The 19,308-nt window shown below is 70.0% G+C and carries 14 protein-coding genes; 10 read left to right on the forward strand and 4 right to left on the reverse strand.

The features are described 5' to 3' along the window. Window positions 1-33 precede the first annotated feature (33 nt). The 3 genes from ACZ6ZQ_RS30640 to ACZ6ZQ_RS30650 form a co-directional block, all read right to left on the reverse strand. Window positions 34-1,410: an FAD-binding oxidoreductase gene (locus ACZ6ZQ_RS30640; RefSeq protein WP_469771769.1), complete on the reverse strand. Its 1,377-nt coding sequence runs from the start codon at window positions 1,408-1,410 to the stop codon at window positions 34-36. A 100-nt stretch (window positions 1,411-1,510) separates the two neighbouring features. Then, window positions 1,511-2,362 carry a DAPG hydrolase family protein gene (locus ACZ6ZQ_RS30645; protein ID WP_469771770.1) on the reverse strand — a complete coding sequence of 284 codons (852 nt, stop codon included), beginning with the start codon at window positions 2,360-2,362 and terminating at the stop codon, window positions 1,511-1,513. 22 nt (window positions 2,363-2,384) lie between these two features. Then, window positions 2,385-4,055, reverse strand: a complete 1,671-nt coding sequence (locus ACZ6ZQ_RS30650) for an arylsulfotransferase family protein (RefSeq protein WP_469771771.1) — start codon at window positions 4,053-4,055, stop codon at window positions 2,385-2,387. A gap of 403 nt (window positions 4,056-4,458) precedes the next feature. On the opposite strand from ACZ6ZQ_RS30650, the gene ACZ6ZQ_RS30655 reads away from it, so the two are divergent. Then, window positions 4,459-5,451, forward strand: a complete 993-nt coding sequence (locus ACZ6ZQ_RS30655) for a hypothetical protein (protein ID WP_469771772.1) — start codon at window positions 4,459-4,461, stop codon at window positions 5,449-5,451. Window positions 5,452-5,678: 227 nt separating this feature from the next. Further along, window positions 5,679-6,848, forward strand: a complete 1,170-nt coding sequence (hutI, locus tag ACZ6ZQ_RS30660) for an imidazolonepropionase (RefSeq protein ID WP_469771773.1) — start codon at window positions 5,679-5,681, stop codon at window positions 6,846-6,848. A gap of 99 nt (window positions 6,849-6,947) precedes the next feature. Here the strand turns inward: hutI and ACZ6ZQ_RS30665 are convergent, their stop codons facing one another. Next, window positions 6,948-10,307 carry an Ig-like domain-containing protein gene (locus ACZ6ZQ_RS30665; RefSeq protein WP_469771774.1) on the reverse strand — a complete coding sequence of 1,120 codons (3,360 nt, stop codon included), beginning with the start codon at window positions 10,305-10,307 and terminating at the stop codon, window positions 6,948-6,950. 229 nt (window positions 10,308-10,536) lie between these two features. Here ACZ6ZQ_RS30665 and ACZ6ZQ_RS30670 point away from each other — a divergent pair, with 229 nt between their 5' ends. From ACZ6ZQ_RS30670 to ACZ6ZQ_RS30705, 8 genes are all read left to right on the forward strand, one after another. Next, the gene (locus ACZ6ZQ_RS30670; RefSeq protein ID WP_469771775.1) at window positions 10,537-11,229 is read left to right on the forward strand and encodes an aspartate/glutamate racemase family protein; all 693 of its coding nucleotides are present in this window, start codon (window positions 10,537-10,539) and stop codon (window positions 11,227-11,229) included. A gap of 55 nt (window positions 11,230-11,284) precedes the next feature. Next, the gene (locus tag ACZ6ZQ_RS30675; protein WP_469771776.1) at window positions 11,285-12,049 is read left to right on the forward strand and encodes a class I SAM-dependent methyltransferase; all 765 of its coding nucleotides are present in this window, start codon (window positions 11,285-11,287) and stop codon (window positions 12,047-12,049) included. 354 nt (window positions 12,050-12,403) lie between these two features. Further along, window positions 12,404-13,480, forward strand: coding sequence for a GNAT family N-acetyltransferase (locus tag ACZ6ZQ_RS30680; protein WP_469771777.1), 1,077 nt, complete (start codon window positions 12,404-12,406; stop codon window positions 13,478-13,480). Window positions 13,481-13,607: 127 nt separating this feature from the next. Continuing rightward, window positions 13,608-14,882 (forward strand): glycosyltransferase family 2 protein, encoded by a 1,275-nt coding sequence (locus tag ACZ6ZQ_RS30685; protein WP_469771778.1) that lies wholly within the window; start codon window positions 13,608-13,610, stop codon window positions 14,880-14,882. A gap of 14 nt (window positions 14,883-14,896) precedes the next feature. Next, window positions 14,897-15,703 carry a polysaccharide deacetylase family protein gene (locus ACZ6ZQ_RS30690; protein ID WP_469771779.1) on the forward strand — a complete coding sequence of 269 codons (807 nt, stop codon included), beginning with the start codon at window positions 14,897-14,899 and terminating at the stop codon, window positions 15,701-15,703. Between the two features lie 101 nt (window positions 15,704-15,804). Then, on the forward strand, window positions 15,805-17,712 hold the full coding sequence (locus ACZ6ZQ_RS30695) for a hypothetical protein (protein WP_469771780.1): 1,908 nt from the start codon (window positions 15,805-15,807) through the stop codon (window positions 17,710-17,712). Beyond that, on the forward strand, window positions 17,709-18,164 hold the full coding sequence (locus ACZ6ZQ_RS30700) for a hypothetical protein (protein WP_469771781.1): 456 nt from the start codon (window positions 17,709-17,711) through the stop codon (window positions 18,162-18,164). The genes ACZ6ZQ_RS30695 and ACZ6ZQ_RS30700 overlap by 4 nt, the downstream gene beginning before the upstream one ends. Further along, window positions 18,164-19,273: a glycoside hydrolase family 26 protein gene (locus ACZ6ZQ_RS30705; RefSeq protein ID WP_469771782.1), complete on the forward strand. Its 1,110-nt coding sequence runs from the start codon at window positions 18,164-18,166 to the stop codon at window positions 19,271-19,273. The genes ACZ6ZQ_RS30700 and ACZ6ZQ_RS30705 overlap by 1 nt, the downstream gene beginning before the upstream one ends. Window positions 19,274-19,308 lie beyond the last annotated feature (35 nt).

The following is a 19,308-nucleotide window of genomic DNA, read 5'->3' on the forward strand; positions in this document are numbered from 1 at the left end:
GCGTGCTGCGGGGCGGCGGCGGTCACCGGGGGCTTACTGCGACGACATCCCCGCGGCACCCGTGCCCGGTTCGGGGCGGCCGAGCCAGGAGACGAAGAGCCCATCGGGATCCCAGGTGGCGCGGAGATCGTCGAGGCGTCGGAGGTTCTCGTCGCTCATGAAGCGGTAGGGGCGGTTGACCAGGTTCTCGTCGGCCAGTTGGATGCCGCTGGCGTACGGCTCCCAGGCTCGCATGTGGTCGGTCACCCAGTCCGTGTACTTCCGGTTGTCGGCCGGATCGGTCCAGGCCGCGTACAGCCCGTAGTACAGCTCGTCCTCCACCGAGTAGGCCATCGGCGGGCGTTCGGGCTGTCCCTCGTACCCTCCCCAGTTGTAGAGCACCATGTGCGAGGGCGCCGGAGGCCAGGACTCCAGCATGGCCTGGAAGTTGGGCCAGAGGTCGTCGAAGGAGGCGTGGGTCCACATGTTGTCGGCCAGATAGCGCTTGGTCTCGTCGTAGTGCGGATCGGTGCCGAGCCGGCTCAGGGTGCCGGTGTCGGTCACCTCGTTGAGCCGCGTGGTGAGCACCTGAGCGCGTGCCGGGCAGGACTCGAAGACCGACAGCTGCTCCCTGGCCTCCTCCTCGGTGTCGGTGAAGGCGGTGGCGTTGAGGGAAATGAGCGGCTCGTCGTTGGTCATCGGGTCGCGGTTGCACATGAGATTGATCTCTGTGGGCGTCCGGCGGCCGATCTCGTGCACGAAGCCGTAGACGTCCCGCGCGGCCGAGGCGGGCCAGAAGTAGCCGCTGTTCATCGTGACCCGCCTGCGCGGGTAGAGCTTGACGTAGAAGCGGGTGACGACGGCGAAGAAACCGGGGCCGGCGCCTCGTGCGGCCCAGAGCAGGTCGGCGTTCCGGGTCTCGTCGGCGTGGATCCGCTCGCCGTCGGCGGTGACCGCGTCGATGCCGGTCACCGACATGCAGGCCGGACCGTAGTCCCGTCCGGCCCAGGCGAATCCGCCCTGAAGCAGGTAACCGCCGATGGAGACGCCCGTGCAGTGACCCGTGGGAAAGAACAGGTCCTTCTCCGCCAGCATCGAGTTGAGCTCAGACCCTCTGATACCGGGCTGGGCGGTGCCGGTCATTGCCTCCCTGTCGACGGCCACATGGCGCAGGTTCGACAGGTCGATCAGTACCGTGCCGTCGCGCAGGTGCGAACCGGACCAGCTGTGGCCACCGGAACGCACCGCCAGCCGCAGGTCTTCCTCCCTGGCCAGCTTCACCGCTCCGACGACGTCGTCCTCGTCGTTCGCCAGCACGATCACCTCGGGGTAGCGGTCCGGGACCCCCGAGTGCCAGCAGGCCTGGCGGCGCAGGCTCTCGTAGCGGTAGTCACCGCGCCGCAGCACCCTGCCCTCGATATGGTTCGCCATGTCCGCTCCCTTCGCCGGGTGTTCACGCACCGCGCATATGCCGAGGCGGCCGCCCGTCGCCCGAATCTCCGGGCAGGACGTCCGGCCTGTTCACACCTGCTCACACCTGTTCACTGCGTTTGAACTCGTCGAAAATGTCCGGGAGAAACGCGGCGAGGTGGTTCATCTCCTGCGAGCAGTGCACGACCATGGCGCGGGCCTGGTCGTCTCCGAGATGCCTCACCCCTTCCGCGACCGTTTCGAGTTCACCGGTCAGGGAGGCTTCTCCACGGGGGGCTACGTACTTCCCGCCCATCCAGAAGCGCGAGCGCATCTCGGCGCCACCGTTCACCCGGCGCACATGATGGAGCAGATAGCCCCAGTCGAGCGGGACATGAGAGAAGCCGACCCTGCCGCAGATCGCGGTTGCCTTCTCCGGGTCGAGCTTGTCCTCGCTGAATCCCAGACTGCTGGGACGGACAAAACTGATTGCGAGCTCGCCGAGCACATTCCCGACGTACTCATCGACGAACGATGTGCCGCCGACGTACCTCTCACGGTAGGGAGCGCTCTGGTCCCCTGCTCCATCGGACCATTCCGCGTACAGGTGAGCACGCGGATACCACAGCTTGTACCGCTCGGTCTCCGTGGCGTGCCACCAGAACCACCAGTCCACCATGTCCGGGGAAACCCCCGGCATATGAGTCAGTGTGGCGATGTGCATGGAGCCGTCGTCGAAGAGGCTGTATCCGTTCTCAAGCTCCTGATAGCCGGGCTCGCTCAGTGTTCCCGCGTCGTCCAGGCTCAGACACAACGGGGGCGCCTGCGGACCGAGATCGATCGCTTCCTTGATGTGCTCCGGCAGCGGAGCCATCACCGGGTTCCAGTACTTCGCGAACCATTTGCCGTCGAGTTCGCCCGGCCGCATTCCCAGGTGGGTCCGGCGGCCGGGATCGGGACGTGGTTCCGTCATGGGCTCGGTCATGGGGCAGCCTTCAGCGGGACAGGGTCACGACGTCGGAGGACTTGAGCACGTGACCCTTTTCGTTCAACGCCTTGACCTGGAAGTACGGTCCCGCATCGTCCGTCGGGATCGCCGTCTCGAAACCGGTCCGTTCGGCGTGTCGCACGACCACCGACAGGGAATCGGGGTCCGGTCCTGCGAGCACCCGCCACGCTCTGGTCTGCGTCGAACCGTTCCAGGAGGCGTAGACGACGTTGTTCCCGTTGCCGGTCTTCGCCGCTGCGCTCGGCGGGTAGTGGGGCTTGCCGACCCACTTGTTCCGGAAGGACCGGTACGAAATGTTCGAGCCCGGCAACTCCGCGTCGTAGAGCAGGTTCTGCGAGCCGTTGCCCTCCGTGTTGCCCGCGTTGGCGTATTCCGAGTAGTACGAGCTCTGGCCCCATCCGATGAACTTGTTGCCGTTGGCCAGGGCCTGGGTGTTCCCCTGGGACGCCGAGAACAGCGGTGGCCGGTGGTAGTAGGTCCGTGCGGCGGTCGCGCGGTGGTCGTCGAAGTCCAGGTCCAGCACCAGGCCGTGGGACTCCTGTTCGGGTGTGCCGTCGGGCTGGTTGCAGCAGCCGTCGTCGAACAGGCTGATCTTGTCGTCCGGCCCGAACCGCGCGTCGTGCTGCCAGTAGAAGTCCGCGTTGGGGCCGAAGGCGAAGTCGCTCTTCTTGCCGCCGAGCTGCCAGCGGATCTTCCCGGTCTTCCTGGAGATGTCGAAGATCGCCCAGAAGTTCCGGACCGAGATCAGCAGCTCCCCTTTGGGGCCCTCGTCGATCGAGTTCAGGTGGTAGGCGTCCCACACCCCGCCCGACGTCGCCGCGTCGGAGGCCGGCACTTCGGAATCGGCGGGGTCCAGGTGGTCCAGCAGGTCCCATGAGAAGACGAGCTTCCCCGTTTCGAGGTCGACCTCCTGGATCTCGCTGTCCAGGATGGCCCCGTTCTTCGGGCCCCCGTAGGGGGTGAGGTCCATGGGGACCGCCTTGGTCCCGATGAACAGTGCGGTCCCCCTGCGGGTCAGGAGGAATTCGTGCTCGTCCGCATTGAAGCCGTGATGTGCGGAGACCGTGGTGATCAGGCGGTAGTGACTGTCGTAGACGTAGTAGCACCCGCCCGGTTCGGGAGCGCCGCCCGGCAGGTTCGTATAGGTGGGCGGAATGGCGATGGATCCCTGCCACCAGGTCAGCACCGGCTGCGTCTTTCCGGTCCTGGGATGGTGATAGGTCTGAACCTTGAAGTCCGCGTTCTGGAGATCGGGGGAGGGCAGGGGGCGGAACCAGACCGGATCGCCGGAGTTGCCGGAGATCAGTGCCCCCGTCTGGCCGACCACCGCGGTGCCGATGGCATAAGGGCCGACGAAGATCTTGCCGCGAGCCGTCCCGGGCTCGTGCGCAGTCACCGTCACCCGCTGGGGGTGAAGGCCCGGCTCGGAGACGAAGCTCCATACGTCGGGGCCCGAAGTGATCGGCGGCGGGGTGGTCGCACTGCCGGTCGGGGGAGCGGGCTCCGTCGCGCACAGCTGCGGCCGGTCCGGTCGCGGATTCGCCGCGACGGGGGGCGGGCAGCTCACGAAGGCGAACCCCGCTGCGAGCACCCAGGCCCCGGCGGTGCGGCCCAGCCGTCTTCTCGCACTGCGAGCCCGCAGTTGATGCTCCGCCATGTCACGTCTCCTTGCGGCCCTTGCGGCCCTTGCGGCCCTTGCGCCTCTGCCCGAATCACATCAGCTGTTGCCCTCTGGCGACGGTAGGCATCACCGCCTGCTTGCGCCTGCTGAATGCCGGTGGGGTGGGGCCATTCGGACGAGTCGGCCGCGTTACCCCGAGAAGGAGCAGACAAGACCTCTGCGACACCCGGCGGCGTCCGTGCCCGGCTCGGGGCGGCCGAGCCAGGAGACGAAGAGCCCATCGGGGATTCCATGTGGCGCGGAGTTCTCCGGTGGGCCGCGCCGTTCTGGGTGGCGGCCCCTCGTTGTCCGCTCCGCGAGGGGCGGGACCGTGCGGCCCCCGTTCGCCCTGGTACGTTCTACGCCGCTGATGATCGACGTGTCCGTAGGGGGAGCTCATATGCGTCTCAGGAATCGGCTCGGCGCGGCTTTCGTGTCCGTGCTCGCGCTCGGCGGTCTGCTCGGCACCGCCACTCCGGCGTCGGCGGCGTCGACGACGGCGTTCGACTACGAGGTGACCCGCAGGGCCGATCCGTACCGGGACATCCCCGGGACCGAGATCTCGTTCACGGCGGAGGCCGGGGAGCGTTCGTACCTGTGGTCCCGCAACGTCACGATCTCCAGCCTCACGCAGCTGGCCGCGCACGACAACATCGGCAACACGCTCGCCATCCGCTGCGCCTACGCCGATGGCACGGCTCTGCCCACCGGTACGGAGGCAGGGACGTACTGGGCGGCCAACCTCGTGCCGCAGGACGAGACGTCCCTGTCGCCGTCCGTGCGATGGCAGTTCGTCGCGCCCACACAGGGCTCCTACACGTGCAAGCTGTCGGTCACCAGCTACTCCAGCATCATCGACGAGGGCAAGACGGCGACGATGCGCATCGCCGCGGGTGCGGAACTCGCCCGCGCCCCCTACCCGTACGCCGCACGCTGGACTCTGCCCTCGCAGAGTGAGCGGGTGGTGAGCGCGGGCACCACCGCCACGACCCTCGGATACACGATCACGCCGACGGGGGCCGACCGGGTCGCCGTCGTGCAGGACGCCGCGCTGACCACGTGCGCGGCCGGTTCCAGCATCTGCCCGGGCGGTTCGACCGCCTACAACGGCACGACCGTCGAGACCTGGGTGGAGGCGCAGCCGCAGAACCCTGACGGGGCCCTGTGCGGGGCACCGCTCAAGAGCCCGGTGGCCAAGTGGGACATCAACAACGACAAGCACCACCAGACGGCCACCAACACGCGGTACCTGACCACCGCCGACCTCGGTGGGTGCAGCCAGTTCCGCGTGTCCCTGAAGGTCAAGAACACCTACGGCAACCCGGTGGTCATCCACGCCGGCCACGTCTCGGGTGAGCTGGCCCGCACGCACGGCCTCGCGTTCACGTACTGACGCCGAGCCGCGTCGTCCCGGGAAGGAGCAGACAAGCCGACGGCGATGGGGACGCGACCACCGCAGCGCCTGACGCGGAAGTCCTGCTGATCGCGTTCCCGGTATGCGCCCGGCCCTCTCTGGGGCCGGAGGGGCTGGCAGGCGGCCGCCGGATCCCCTTGTGACAGCATGAGGGCGTCAAGGTCTGCCCCTGGCCGTAGGGGGACGGAACCCCACGGAGAGGAACCATGACCAGCACCGTCATCACGAACATCGGCTCCCTCGTCACCAACGACTCCGCCGTCGGTGAGGGCCCCCTCGGCCTGATCGAGAACGCCGCCGTCGTCCTCGACGGCGAAACCGTCGCCTGGACCGGCCCCGCCGCCGACGCGCCCGCCGCCGACGAGTCGTACGACGCGGACGGCCGGGCCGTGATCCCCGGGTTCGTCGACTCCCACTCGCACCTGGTCTTCGCCGGTGACCGCACCCAGGAGTTCAACGCCCGCATGTCCGGCCGCGCCTACTCCGCGGGCGGCATCCGGACCACCGTCGCCGCCACCCGCGCCGCCACGGATGCCGAGCTCGAAGCCAACCTCGTCCGCTACCTGGACGAGGCCCTCCGGCAGGGCACCACGACCTTCGAGACCAAGTCCGGATACGGGCTGACCACGCACGACGAGGAGCGGGCCCTCCGGATCGCCGCCCGGCACACCGAGGAGGTCACCTACCTCGGCGCGCACGTCGTGTCGCCGGACCACGCCGACGACCCGGCGGCCTACGTCGCGCTCGTCACCGGCGAGATGCTCGATGCCTGCGCGCCCCATGCCCGCTGGGTCGACGTCTTCTGCGAGAAGGGCGCCTTCGACGGGGACCAGGCGCGCGAGATCCTCACCGCCGGCATGGCGAAGGGGCTCATGCCGCGCGTCCACGCCAACCAGCTCACCTATGGCCCCGGTATCCAGCTCGCCGTCGAACTGGACGCGGCATCCGCCGACCACTGCACCCACCTCACGCAGGAGGACGTCGACGCCCTCGCGAGCGGCAACACGGTCGCGACCCTGCTCCCCGGCGCCGAGTTCTCCACCCGCGCCCAGTGGCCCGACGCCCGCCGCCTCCTCGACGCGGGTGTGACCGTCGCGCTCTCCACGGACTGCAACCCGGGCTCGTCCTTCACCTCCTCCGTACTGTTCTGCATCGCGCTGGCGGTACGCGACATGGGGATGACCCCGGACGAGGCCCTCTGGTCCGCCACGGCCGGCGGTGCGGCGGCCCTCCGCCGCACCGACATCGGCCGCCTCACCCAGGGTGCCCGTGCCGACCTCGCGCTCCTCGACGCCCCGTCGCACGTCCACCTCGCGTACCGCCCGGGGGTCCCGCTGGTCACGAAGGTGTGGCGGCGGGGGATCACGGTGGCCTAGGTTCCCGGCAAAGCCCCGCAGAACACCTCTGACAACGCGACGGCGCCCTTTCTCCGGTGCTTCCGGGGAAGGGCGCCGCGGTGTGTTCGCCTCCGCGTTCTACGAGTGGTCGAGGATCACGCGCTCAGTCTCGGTGTAGTCGATGCGCGTCTCGGTTCCGGTCGTGTGTGGGTAGCGGACGAAGGCCGAGCCCTCGCCGGAGTTCGGGCCGCCAGGGGCGTTGGACAGCTGGTCCTTGGGCGAACCGCCGCGGACGATCAGGGTGTCGCCCTGCGGCGGTGCGGCCGTGGCCGGGGGACCCGAGTTGACGGACAGCAGGGCGCTGATCGTGTCCATGGCGGTGATGTCCACCGTGTCCCGGCCGCCGCGCGCGCTGACGCCGATCCGCTCGGCCTGCCCGGTGGTGATCTCCAGGCCCAGCAGGCCCTGGACCCGGAGCAGGGTCAGCAGGTCCACGGTGCCGAAGACCGAGTCGGCCCCGGTGGTGCCGACGATGGTGACCTCGTCGTCGCCGCCGTCGGGGGTGACCGACACGTCGCCCGTGACTCCGGTGAAGTTGATCACCTGCGCGGAGTCGGCCCGGGTCAGCCGCCCGCTGTCGGCGCTGGTCGGGGTGAACGTCAGCGACTCGTCGCCCGCGCCGCCCTGGATGGCGACCTCGTGGCCGGCCGCGTCGAGGTTCACCACGGGGATACCGCGGATGCCGACGAAGCCGCCGGGGATGCCCGGGTAGCCGGTCACGGTGTTCTGGTCGACGTCGACGACCAGGTCGGCCGTGGCGCCCGTGAGCGTGAGCGACTGGTTGGCGATGGTCGCCGCGAGGGACGGTGACGGGGCGCTCACGTTGCCCGCGAGGTCTTCGAGCCGCACGGCGAAGTCGTACGTTCCGTCGTCGAGCGGATCGCTGACGACCTCGTACTCACCGGCCGAGGTGACGGTGTCCTTCCCGACCACGGTGGGCCCGGTGGCGGACGGCGGGTCGGCCGTCAGCCGCACCAGTGCGTTCGGCTCGACCGGCGAGCCCTGGAAGGCGGGCTCGGTGATGGTCGTGATGTTGTCGATGCTGTTGCCGCCGGTGTCGCTGGACGACAGCAGGTCGGGGGCGGCGGCCGGGGCGGCCGGGGCGGCCGTGTCGAGTGTGATCGCCAGCCGGTGGGCGCTCTCCGGGCCCGAGCCGACGACGTGGGCGGTGCCGGGGACGGCCGGGTCGTCGGACGGGTCGACAATGATCACCTCGGCGGTGATCAGGTTCTCCCCCTCCGTCAGGACGGGGTCCAGGTCGATTTCGTACAGCCCCGGCTTGGTGACCGGGCCCACGGGCTGTGCGAAGCCGACGCGCAAGCCGTCGCGTTCCACGGCCACCTTGAAGCCGGGGGCGTCGTCCACGAGGGTGGACGTGCCGTTCTCCGGCGACAGCGGAATGTTCGCGGCCCGCAGGTCCGCGTCGTCGACCCGGAGCAAGAGCTCCGGCCCGGTGATCCTGGTGACGTCGTCATTGTCGAACCGGCCCGAGTCGGACTCGCGCTTGAGGTCGAGGCCGAAGGGCTCGGGGGCCTCGCGGTTGACGACGGTCAGGTCGTAGGTCGCCTGCGGCGGGTCGGTCGGCGATGCGTCACCCGGCTCGGTCGGGTCGGTGATGCCGCTGTCGCTGACAACGATGAAGTACGGCTCGTCCTTGACGACCGGGATCGCGAGCCCGCTGGTCGAGCTGCCTGGCCTGATCGTCCCGACCGCGCCGGTGGAGACCTTGTTGCCGAACTTGTCGTACGCGCGGACCTGGAGCCCGGAGATCACCTCGTTGAAGGCGATGCCCGCGGTCAGGTGCCCGGTGTGGCGGGGCACGACCCGGAAGAAGTCGACGTCGGTCGCGCTGTGCAGGCTGAGCCGGCCCTGGTTGAACCGGTCGTCCGAGCCGAGCGCGGCGGCGACGGCCGTGTCGATGGACTCGTTCGGTTCGAACGTGTCGGGAAAGGCTCCGAGCACCGAGAACGTGTCGTAGTACGTGGTCTGGTTCCCGGCGGCCGGGTTGCCGCCCGCCGGCGGGGTGGCGTTGCCGGTCCAGGTCGCGTAGCCGATCCCGTCGACTGTCCACACGCCGTTGTACTCGCCGATGCGCAGGGTCTGTTCGGGGTCGGCCGGCCGGTCGGTGCAGGTCGGCCCGAAGCGGCACCGGGCGTTCAGATCGGGGTCGAACGGGGCGTCGCTGATCCTGAAGTCCTGCGACCAGGTCACTCCGCCGTCCCGGCTCGCCGTGCCGTAGAGCTCGAGCAGGAAATTGTCGTTCCCGTTCGGCCCGGTGCCGCCGTTTGTGTCGCCGCTGCGGGTGTCGTACCAGTGGACGACGATGTTCCCGTCCTGGTCGATGTGCGCGGTGGGCATCACCGCGAGGGTCTGGCCCGGCCCGTGGTCGACCCTGGTGGGCGTGCCGAAGGAGACGCCGTTGTCCGTGGAGCGAGCGATGCGGACGTCACCGTCGTCGCCGTTGCCGAAGTTGTCGTTGGGGTCGTCGTTGGCGACGACGTAGACGTCGCCGGGCCGGGCCGGGTCCGGCAGCACCCAGGGCTGCATCGATCCCTGGAGCCAGAAGTCGGTCCCTGGGATCTCACCGCCCGAGTTGTCCTGCACGTTGCAGGAGACACTCGCCTGTCCGAGCCCGAACGGCGGGGGCATGGTCCTCTGCGGGACGGTGCCGGCCGCGAAATCGGCCCCGCCGGAGCCGTCGCGGAGGAGCTCTACGGTGCCCGCCCCGGGCGCTCCGTCCGTCCCCTCGACGCAGATGTTGGCGTGATAGGCGACGTAGAGATCGCCGTTCGGACCGACGGCCGCGTGGGAGGGCCAGGAGTCCCCGTCTCCGGCCGTGGAGAGGACTTGCGGGGTCGACCAGGTGACTCCGCCGTTCTCGGAGCGCGAGAACTGGATCTGCCACGGGACGCCGAGGTCCGACCAGACGACGTACAGGTTGTCCCGGTAGGGGCTGGTGGGGTTGGCGTCGGCCACCAGCCACTGCTTGTCCTGGTTGTTCGGGCTGTTCGCGCTCACCTGGACGGGGGTGAAGGTCTGGTTCCCCGTCGTCGTCAGGTCGTTGATCCGGCCGACCCCCACTCCGAAGCGGTTGGGGGTGGTGTTGAAGCTGGACGAGAGATGGGTGACGAACAGGCGCCCCTGCGAGTCGAAGGCGAGGGACGGGTCGCCGGAGCACGGGAGGGTCGACGTCCGCGTGATCGGGAAGCCGTCCTTGCCGAAGTTGTTGTCGATGCGGACCGTGCATCCCCGCATGACGGCGACCTGCGAGGGCCTCCGGGGATTGGCCGTGGCGTTGTGCGGCTCGAAGCCGGTTTCGAGTGCTTGGTCCTGACCTGCCCACGCGGGGGCGGGTCCGGCGACGACAAGCGCCTGCAGTACGAGGAGAATGCTGCTGACAATGGTGAGGGCACGCCGTTGCCTGCGGTTGTTCAGCATGCGCCCCCCTCTCTGGCTGTGCTCATCCCTCTCCTTCCGGTCCAGCGACCGGCGCGAATGTGCTGTTCGCCCGCAGACGATGGCACCGAGGCGACCCTCCCCAGGACGTCCTCGGGATCGGGTCACCCGGAATTCACCAAGATCACCGGCAGAAGCACCCGTCCGGAGCAGACGCCCGGCGGAACGGGAGCCGGAAAAACGGGTTGCGCGGGCATGAGAGCGTGAACGGATGAAGACCATCGGCCTGATCGGCGGCATGAGCTGGGAGTCCAGCGCCGAGTACTACCGCCTCCTCAACGTGCTCGTACGCGAGCAGGCCGGGGGCCTGCACTCCGCCAAGTGCGTATTGCACTCGGTCGACTTTGCGGAGATCGAACAGCTACAGGTCGCGGGTGAGTGGGAGAAGGCCGGGGAGATCCTCGCCGGGGCCGCCCGCGGACTGGCGGCCGCCGGTGCGGACTTCCTGCTCATCTGCACCAACACGATGCACAAGGTCGCCGACCAGGTCGCCGCCGCCGTCCCCGTACCGCTGCTGCACCTGGGTGATGCCACGGCAGAGGCCGTGAAGGCTGCCGGTGCCGCAAAGGTGGGCCTGCTCGGCACCGCCTTCACCATGGAGCAGGACTTCTACCGTGACCGGCTCGCCGGGCACGGCCTGGATGTGCTCGTGCCGGAGGCCGACGGACGGGCCGAGGTGCACCGGGTGATCTACGAGGAACTGTGCCTGGGGGTCGTGCGGGAGGAGTCGCGGCGCGCCTACCAGCGTGTCATCGGCGAGCTGGTGGAGCGCGGCGCCGAGGGTGTCATCCTCGGCTGCACCGAGATCGAGCTGCTGATCCGGCCGGAGGACAGCCCCGTTCCGGTCTTTCCGACGACCCGGCTGCACGCGGAGGCGGCGGTACGGGCCGCGTTGCGGCCCTGACCCGGCTCGGGCGGCCGGCTTGCCCGGAGGAAAGCCCGGGCAGAGGATCGGCCGTATGAGACGCGTCCATGACGATGAACGGCTGGTCGATGTCTATGAGGGCGGCAACGAGATGCCGGAGGCGTCTCTTCGCGCCTGGGCCGAGCTGATCGGGTCCTTCACCGACCGCCCGGCGCCCGCGGTCGTGGAGATCGGATCGGGAACGGGCATGTTCTGCTCCGCTCTGGCCCGCTGGCTCGACGCGTCGGTCGTGGTCGGCGTCGACCCCTCCGTGCCCATGCTCGCCGAGGCCCGGCGCTGCAACGCCCACCCCGCGGTCCACTACGTCGTGGGCACCGCCGAAGCCGTGCCCATGCACGCCGACCGGTTCGACCTGGCCCTGCTGTCACGCGTGATCCACCATCTGCCCGACAGGGTCCGGGCGGCGCGCGAACTGGCCCGGATTCTGCGACCGGGCGGTGTGGCCGTCATCCGGACCACGTTCCGGGAGCGCCTGGACGCGCTCGTCTACGACTACTGGCCACGACTCCGTGAGGTGGACACGCAGCGGTTTCCGTCCCGTTCGGATGTGCTCGCCGACTTCGCCGCCGCCGGCTTCGCGGTTCACGAGGTCACGTCCTTCGCCCAGCCGGTCACAGGAAGCCTGCGTGAGTACCACGCCCGGATGGTGTCCCGGCCCCAGTCGAAGTTCACCCACCTCACCGCCGCGGAGTTCCGCGACGGACTGCGTTGTCTGGAGGCCGACGCCGAGGCCGAGCGGCTCACGCATCCCGCCCCTGTCGCCGAACGCTACGACCTCGCCGTGCTGCACCTCCCCTAGGGCCTGCCCTAGTGCCCCTCCCGGCAAGCTTTGCCCTGTCGCGCCGCCCGGCACGCACCCTCGCTGCGTTGGCCAAAAGCCCTGGTAGCTCCGCTACAAGGACTTCCGGCCGCCTTGCGATGGCACGCACCGGACGACGCTCCTTGACGGGCAAACATTGCCGGTCGCGGCACTAGAGGTGATGTGAGGTTCGCCTCGGACGCGTCCCATTCGCCCCACCTTTCACGGAGCTTCGCATGGCTTCACCGTTTGGTCACAGCTTGACCTTCGCTCCCTATCCCGGGGGGATTTCGGCCGGTACCGTCCTGTCCGGGGAAGCTCAAGGGGGAAGACCGGGGGGTCGAGTTGAGCGGTGTGCACATTCGTGTCGTGAAGCCCGGGGAGCTGGACGAGGGGGAGACCGAGTCCTGGCGCGAACTGCGCGCCAAGTCCGGAGCCCCCGCCAATCCGTTCATGGAGCCCGAGTTCACCCTGGCCGTCGCGCGGGTACGGCCCGGGGCCAGGATCGCGGTCATCGAGGACGACGGGCTCCCGGCCGGGTTCTTCCCGTACGAGAAGGGGCCCTTCGGGCACGGCCGGGCCATCGGGCTCGGTGTGTCCGACTGCCAGGGCGCGGTGCTGCGGCCCGGACTGCGGCTCGGGGCGCGCGAGCTGCTCCGCGCCTGCGCGCTGTCCGCCTGGGAGTTCGACAACCTGGAGGCGGGGCAGAGCCTCTTCGTGCCCGACAGCGTCGAGGAGTTCGGCTCGCCCGTCATCGACGTCGGCGAGGGGTACGCGGCCTACGAGGAGCGGCTGCGCGCCCAGTCGCCCAAGTTCCACAGGACCACGACCGCCAAGGAGCGCAAGCTCGGGCGGCAGACGGGGGAGACGCGGTTCGTCTTCGACGAGCGCGATCCCGCCGCGCTGCGGACGCTCATGGAGTGGAAGTCCGCGCAGTACCGCAGGACGGGCCGCCGCGACCGCTTCGCACAGGAGTGGATCAGCACGCTCGTGCGGCGCCTGCACGAGACCCGTACGCCCGGCTGCTCCGGAGTCCTCTCCGTGCTGTACGCCGCGGACCGGCCCGTCGCCGCGCACTTCGGGCTGCGTTCGCGCACGGTGCTGTCGTGCTGGTTCCCGTCGTACGACACCGAGTTCGCGAAGTACTCGCCGGGGCTGATCCTGCATCTGCGGATGGCCGAGGCCGCCGCGACCGAAGGCATCGGCATGCTCGACCTCGGCCGCGGCGCCGCCGAGTACAAGGACGCACTCAAGACCGGTGAACTCCGCGTCCACGAAGGCTCCTCGACCCGGCCGGGGGCGCGGGCGGCGCTCTACCGGCTGAGCCGAGAGCCCACCCGCCGCGCCCACAGCTACGTACGGAACCGGCCACGCCTCGCCGGATACGCGCAGAGGGCGCTCAACCGGGTCGGCCGGCTGCGGGGCAACTGACCTGGCAGCCGACCCGGTAGCCGACCCGGCGATCGGCCGGGTTTCGGCCGGTCGGGCAATCGGCCCGGTAACCGACCGGGAAATCGGCCGGGTCGCTGAACGGCCCACACCGCTTGGGGGGACGCACATGTTCCAGGTCGCCGAACTCGACCTCGACACGCTCGACGACAGACCGGGCGGCGCGGGCGTGCTCGCGCTGCGCCCCGGCCCCGGTGGGCCGCCCGTCACCACCGGCGAGGTGTTCGTCCTCGTACGCCTCCGCGGCCGCCCGGTCGCCACCCTGACCGGCACCGTCCCCGAAGGCGCCGACCCGGCCGGGGTGCTCGCCGCGCTCGCCCGGGAGCGCCTCGCCGGGACACGGGCCCCGGCGCCGGAGCTCCTCGGTGATCTGCCCCGTACGAGCGTCGTCGTCGGCACCCGTGAACGCGCCGGCCGGCTCGCCCGCGCCCTCGACTCGCTCCTCGCCCAGGACCACACCGACTTCGAGATCGTCGTCGTCGACAACGCGCCGGTCACCGACGCCACCCGCGACCTGGTCGAGCACAAGTACGGCGATCGGGTCCGCTATGTGTGCGAACCCGTGCCGGGACTGGCCGCCGCGCACAACCGCGGAGTCGCCGCCGCCGACGGGACGGTGATCGCCTTCACCGACGACGATGTCGTCGCCGACCCGCACTGGCTCACCGCGCTCGCCGCGCCGTTCGCCGACGACCCCAGGATCGGCTGCGTGACCGGGCTGATCGTTCCGGCGCGGCTGACCACGCCCGCGCAGATCCTTCTCGAAAGCCACGGCGGCTTCGCCAAGGGCTTCGCACCCCGCACCTACGACCCGGCGCGCCCACCCGCCGACGAGCCGCTGTTCCCGTTCACGGCAGGGCGCTTCGGGTCCGGCGCCAACATGGCCTTCCGTACCCGGGCCCTCAGAGCCGTCGGTGGGTTCGACCCGGCCACCGGCACCGGCACCCCCGCACGCGGCGGCGACGACCTGTACGCGTTCGCACGGATCCTGGCCGACGGCCACCGGCTGCGGTACACACCGGACGCGCTGATCTGGCACCACCACCGGGAGACCCCGCAGGACCTGCGGAACCAGGCGTACGGATACGGCGCCGGGCTGACCGCGTATCTCACCGCGCTCGTCGCACGCCGCCCCGCGCTGCTCCCGGCCCTGCTCGCCCGGGTGCCGCGCGGCCTCGCCCACGCCCGGGCGATGACCGCCCACCGGGACGCGGACCACCGCACGGATGTTCCCGGGCAGCACGGCACCCACAGCCACCCCTGGCCGCGGAGCCTCTCCCGGCTGGAGCGGCGCGGGATGCTGTACGGCCCGATCGGGTATGCGAGGGCCCGTCGTCGGGTACGCGGACTCCCGTCCCCCTGGGGCACCCGGGGGGAGCGATGAGAGGCGGTGGGCCCATGCCCCGGACAGCCCCGCGCATTCCCGTGCTGCTCTACCACGCCGTGATGGACGATCCACCCGACTGGATCGCCGAATTCACCGTCAGCCCCGAGGAGTTCGGCCTGCAGCTCGACGCGATCGTCGCCAGCGGCCGCACCCCGATCCGTATCAGCGCCCTCTCCGACCATCTCGCCGGCCGTGGCGGGCCCCTGCCGCCCCGGCCCGTCGTCCTCACCTTCGACGACGGCTTCGCCGATCTGCCGGGTCCCACCGCCGAGGCGCTCGCCTCCCGCGAGCTGCCCGCCACGGCGTACCTGACCACCGGCGCGATCACTCCCGGCCTGCACAGTCTGCTGCCGCCCGCCCCGATGATGACCCTCGCGCAGGCACCCCAGCTGGAGCAGTACGGCATCGAGGTCGGCGGGCACACGGTGACCCACCCTCAGCTGGACACGCTCGGCGCGCGGCGGCTGCGCCACGAACTGCGGCACTCCAAGGCCGTCCTGGAGGACACCCTCGGTCACGACGTGCGGCACCTCGCCTATCCGCACGGCTACAACAGCGGCGCCGTGCGCCGCGCCGCGCGCGCCGCCGGCTACGAGTCCGCCGTCGCCGTACGCCACGCACTGAGCTCGGAGACGGACGAGGCGTACCGCATCGCCCGGCTCATCCTGCGCCGCAGCCATACGGTCGCCGACATCGAGGCGTGGATGGAGGGCACGGGCGCGCGGGTCGCACCGTACCCGGACTCGCTGCCGACGATGGGCTGGCGGTTCTACCGAAGGGCGCGGGCGGCCGTGAAGGGCCCGGAATTCGCCGGGTGAAGATGTACGAGAGTCACCCAAAACCGAACCAGATTCATATACTTCGCTGAAAGGGACAGCGGCGTGACGGCCGCGACCACATCCGTGGGGGGAGCCGCACTGTGCAGCAACGTGTGCCCACACCGGTCACCGGGAGCAGTGCGCTGCCGCCCGCGAAGCGGACCGAGGACCGTGAACCGCCGGCCGACGCCGCCACCCGGCTCCCGCGCAGGCGCCGCGCCCTGCCCGATCTCACGTGGCTGCCGCTGCTCGTCGGCATCGGCCTGTGGACGTACGCCCTGCCGCGCATCGGGTTCCGCACCATGGGCGACTACGGACTCCTCGACGCCCTGCCGGCCGCCTTCTACGCCTCGCTCCTGGTCCTGACCGGTGGCTTCCTGATCAGTCTGCGGCGCGCCGGTACCGCGCCCTGGTGGCCGGCCGCCTACTGCGTGGGGCTGCTGTTCGCCCTCAAGGCACCGCCCGCCGTGCTGTACGACTCGGTGCGCTACCCCTGGGCCTCGAAGCACGACGCCGTGATCACCATGCTCCTCGCCAACGGGGAACTGCGGCCGAACGCCGCACTGTCCGGCAACATGTCGGCGTACGACCAGTGGCCCGGCTTCTTCAGCCTCAACGCCGCCCTCGTCCGCACGTTCGGAGTCGAGAGCGCCGCCGCGTACCTCAACTGGGCGCCGATCGTGCTCGGTCTGCTGCTCATGCCGGTGCTGATCCTGATCTACCGGACCTTCACCGAGGACTGGCGGCTGGTGTGGACCGCCGTCTGGATCTTCCAGCTCGCCAACTGGGTCGGCCAGGACTATCTGGCACCGCAGGGCTTCGCGTACATCCTTCATCTGACCGTACTGGCCGTGGTGCTGCGCCATTTCGTGCTGCCCGGCTCGGCCGGCAAGCTGCGCGAACGCACCTGCCTCGACCCGGCGGCGACCACCGTGCCGCCGCCCACCGGGCTGCGCCAGCGCGCCGTCTGCGTGCTGATCCTCGCCCCGCTGATCGCCGCGATCAACGCCTCGCACCAGCTCACGCCGGTCATGCTGTGTGCCTCGCTGTTCGCGCTCGCCCTCACGCGCCGCTACCGCAACTTCGGGCTCCTGGGTGTCGCCGGACTGCTGATGCTGATCTGGGACCTGACCATGGGGCGGCCGCTGTTCGTCGAGACGCTCAGCACCCTGCGCGAGTCGCTCGGTGAGCTGACCCGGAACTCCCGCGCCGGGTACGCCGGTCAGCTCACCGGACCCGGGCCCGAACTCGCGGGCCGCGCCAATGTGCTGATGGTGCTCGCGGTCGCCGCGCTCGCCGCTGTCGCCGTGGTCGCGCGCCGCCGTCTCACCCGCAGCGCACTGCCACTGCTGCTGGTGTCGGTGGCGCCGCTTCCGCTGTTCGTCGTCAACGACTACGGCGGCGAAATGCTCTTCCGCGTCTATCTGTTCGGGCTGCCCGGTGCGGCCTTCTTCGCCGCCGCCGCGCTGGTGCCCGCCGCCGGCGCCGTCCGGGGCGCGTCGGCCCGGGCGAGAACCGTGCGCCGGCGGATCGCCGCCGTAGCACTGCCCATGTCCCTGATCGCGCTGGTGGCCGGGTTCCTGCCGTCGTACTACGGCAAGGAGAGGATGAACTACACCCCGCCCGCCGAGACCGCGATGGTCACCCGGGCCATCGACGGGGCCCCGGACGGCACGCTCATCCTCGCCGCCACCGGGTCCTTCCCGCAGTCCCTGCACCGCTACGACGAGCTGGAGCACTGGTTCTTCGCCGAGCAGGAGCTCCCCGAGAACCAGAAGATGCTCGCCGACCCGGCCGGATATCTGGCCGAGGGCATCCCACCGGGCTCGACGGCGTACGTCATCCTCACCCGCACTCAGGACCTCTACACGGCGGGTGAGGGCCTGCTGCCGTCCGGCGGCTTCGACACGCTGCGCACCAAACTGTCCGCATCACCGCTCTTCACCGTCGTCGAGGAGCATCCTTACGGCGTTGTACTCGAGTACCGATCGCGAGGCGTCACCACATGAACATGCCCGTGAACATGACCGTGACCATGAACCGGACACAGCTCAGAGTGGGTGTCGCGGCCTCCGGATGGGTGGCGCTCGCGGCGACCCTGCTGCCCGGCGGCTCACCCCTGCGCTGGATACCGGTACTCCTCTTCGTCTCCTTCGGCCCGGGCCTCGCTCTGCTCTATCCACAGCCGGGCGGACTGCGGCCCGCCGCGCGCCTGGAGGCGTTCGCACTGGCCGCGCCCATCAGCCTCTCCCTCGGGGTACTCACCGCCACCTCGCTGTTCCTCGTCGAGGCCTTCTCGGCGATCGCGTTCCTGGTGCCGCTCGCCGCGTTCGCCACGGTCGTCTCCGCACTGCCGGGACTGCCGCTGCCCGCCGCCACCCGCGGCGCCGCACAGGGCACGCGTGCTTCCTCCGGCGCAGAACGTGCCCGGACAGGCCCTGAACCCGGCGGCGGTGGCTGATGGGTGGACGCCACTCAGAGCCCTACCGCCGCGGCTACGCCGCCATCGTCCTCGTCGCGGTCGCCGCCGTTCTCGCCGGACTCGGGATCTGGGCCACCGCCGACGACGGAACGGCGGACGAGGGCTTACCCAGGAACGCCGTCTCGGGGGAGGCGATCACCGGTCCGTGCGCTCCCGACGCCAAGCTGGCCCCACGCTGCGGCGCCTGGTGGGGTGCGTACATCCCGTACGACAGGACCGGATCGCTCACCGCACCGGTACGCGCGTTCGAGAAGAAGATCGGGCGCAGGCTCGACCTCGTGTACACGTACCACGACATGTCGGGGAACGAGCTCGACGGACAGCTGCTCACCCCCGACGAGCAGGAGCTGGGCAGGGACCGGATGCTCATGCTCGCCTGGGAGTCGACGGTGTGGAAGGAACCGCACCACGAGAACTACACCGAGACCCAGCTCGGCTGGAAGAACATCGCGTCCGGCACGTACGACTCCGAGATCATCGACCCGCAGATCCGTCGCATCAAGGCGTACGGGAAGCGGGTCTTCCTCTCCTTCGACCAGGAGGTCGACGCCCGGATCAAGGAGGGCGCGGGAAGCCCCGAGGAGTACGTCGCCGCCTACCGCCATCTCCGGGACCGCTTCGAGAAGCTCGGCGCCCACAACGTCGTATGGGTGTGGACGGTCTCCGGATACCTGGGCAGCGCCGATCTGATGAAGCAGCTGTATCCCGGCGACGACTACGTCGACTGGCTCGCCATGGACCAGTACAACTACTTCACCTGCCACAACACCACGGACTGGAAGGACTTCGACCGCAGCCAGCGGCCCACCTACGACTGGCTCATCGCGAACATCTCCGACAAGAAGCCGCTGATGCTGGCCGAGTTCGCGACCGTTCCCGATCCGGCCGACCCGGACCGCCAGCGCGACTGGTACACCGCCATCCCTCAGGTCGCCAGGACCCTGCCGAAGGTGAAGGCGATGGTGCACTGGAACCGTGCGGTGCCGGGCGCGGGCTGCGATCTGACGGTCAACGACGGTCCAGGCCTGGAGGGTTACCGCCGGGCAGGCCAGGACGCCTACTTCAACCAGCGCGTACCCTCCTTTTGAGGCTCGGTTCTCCCCCTGGCCTTCGGCCGGGGGGA

The sequence above is a fragment of the Streptomyces sp. NPDC053673 genome (assembly GCF_055585225.1).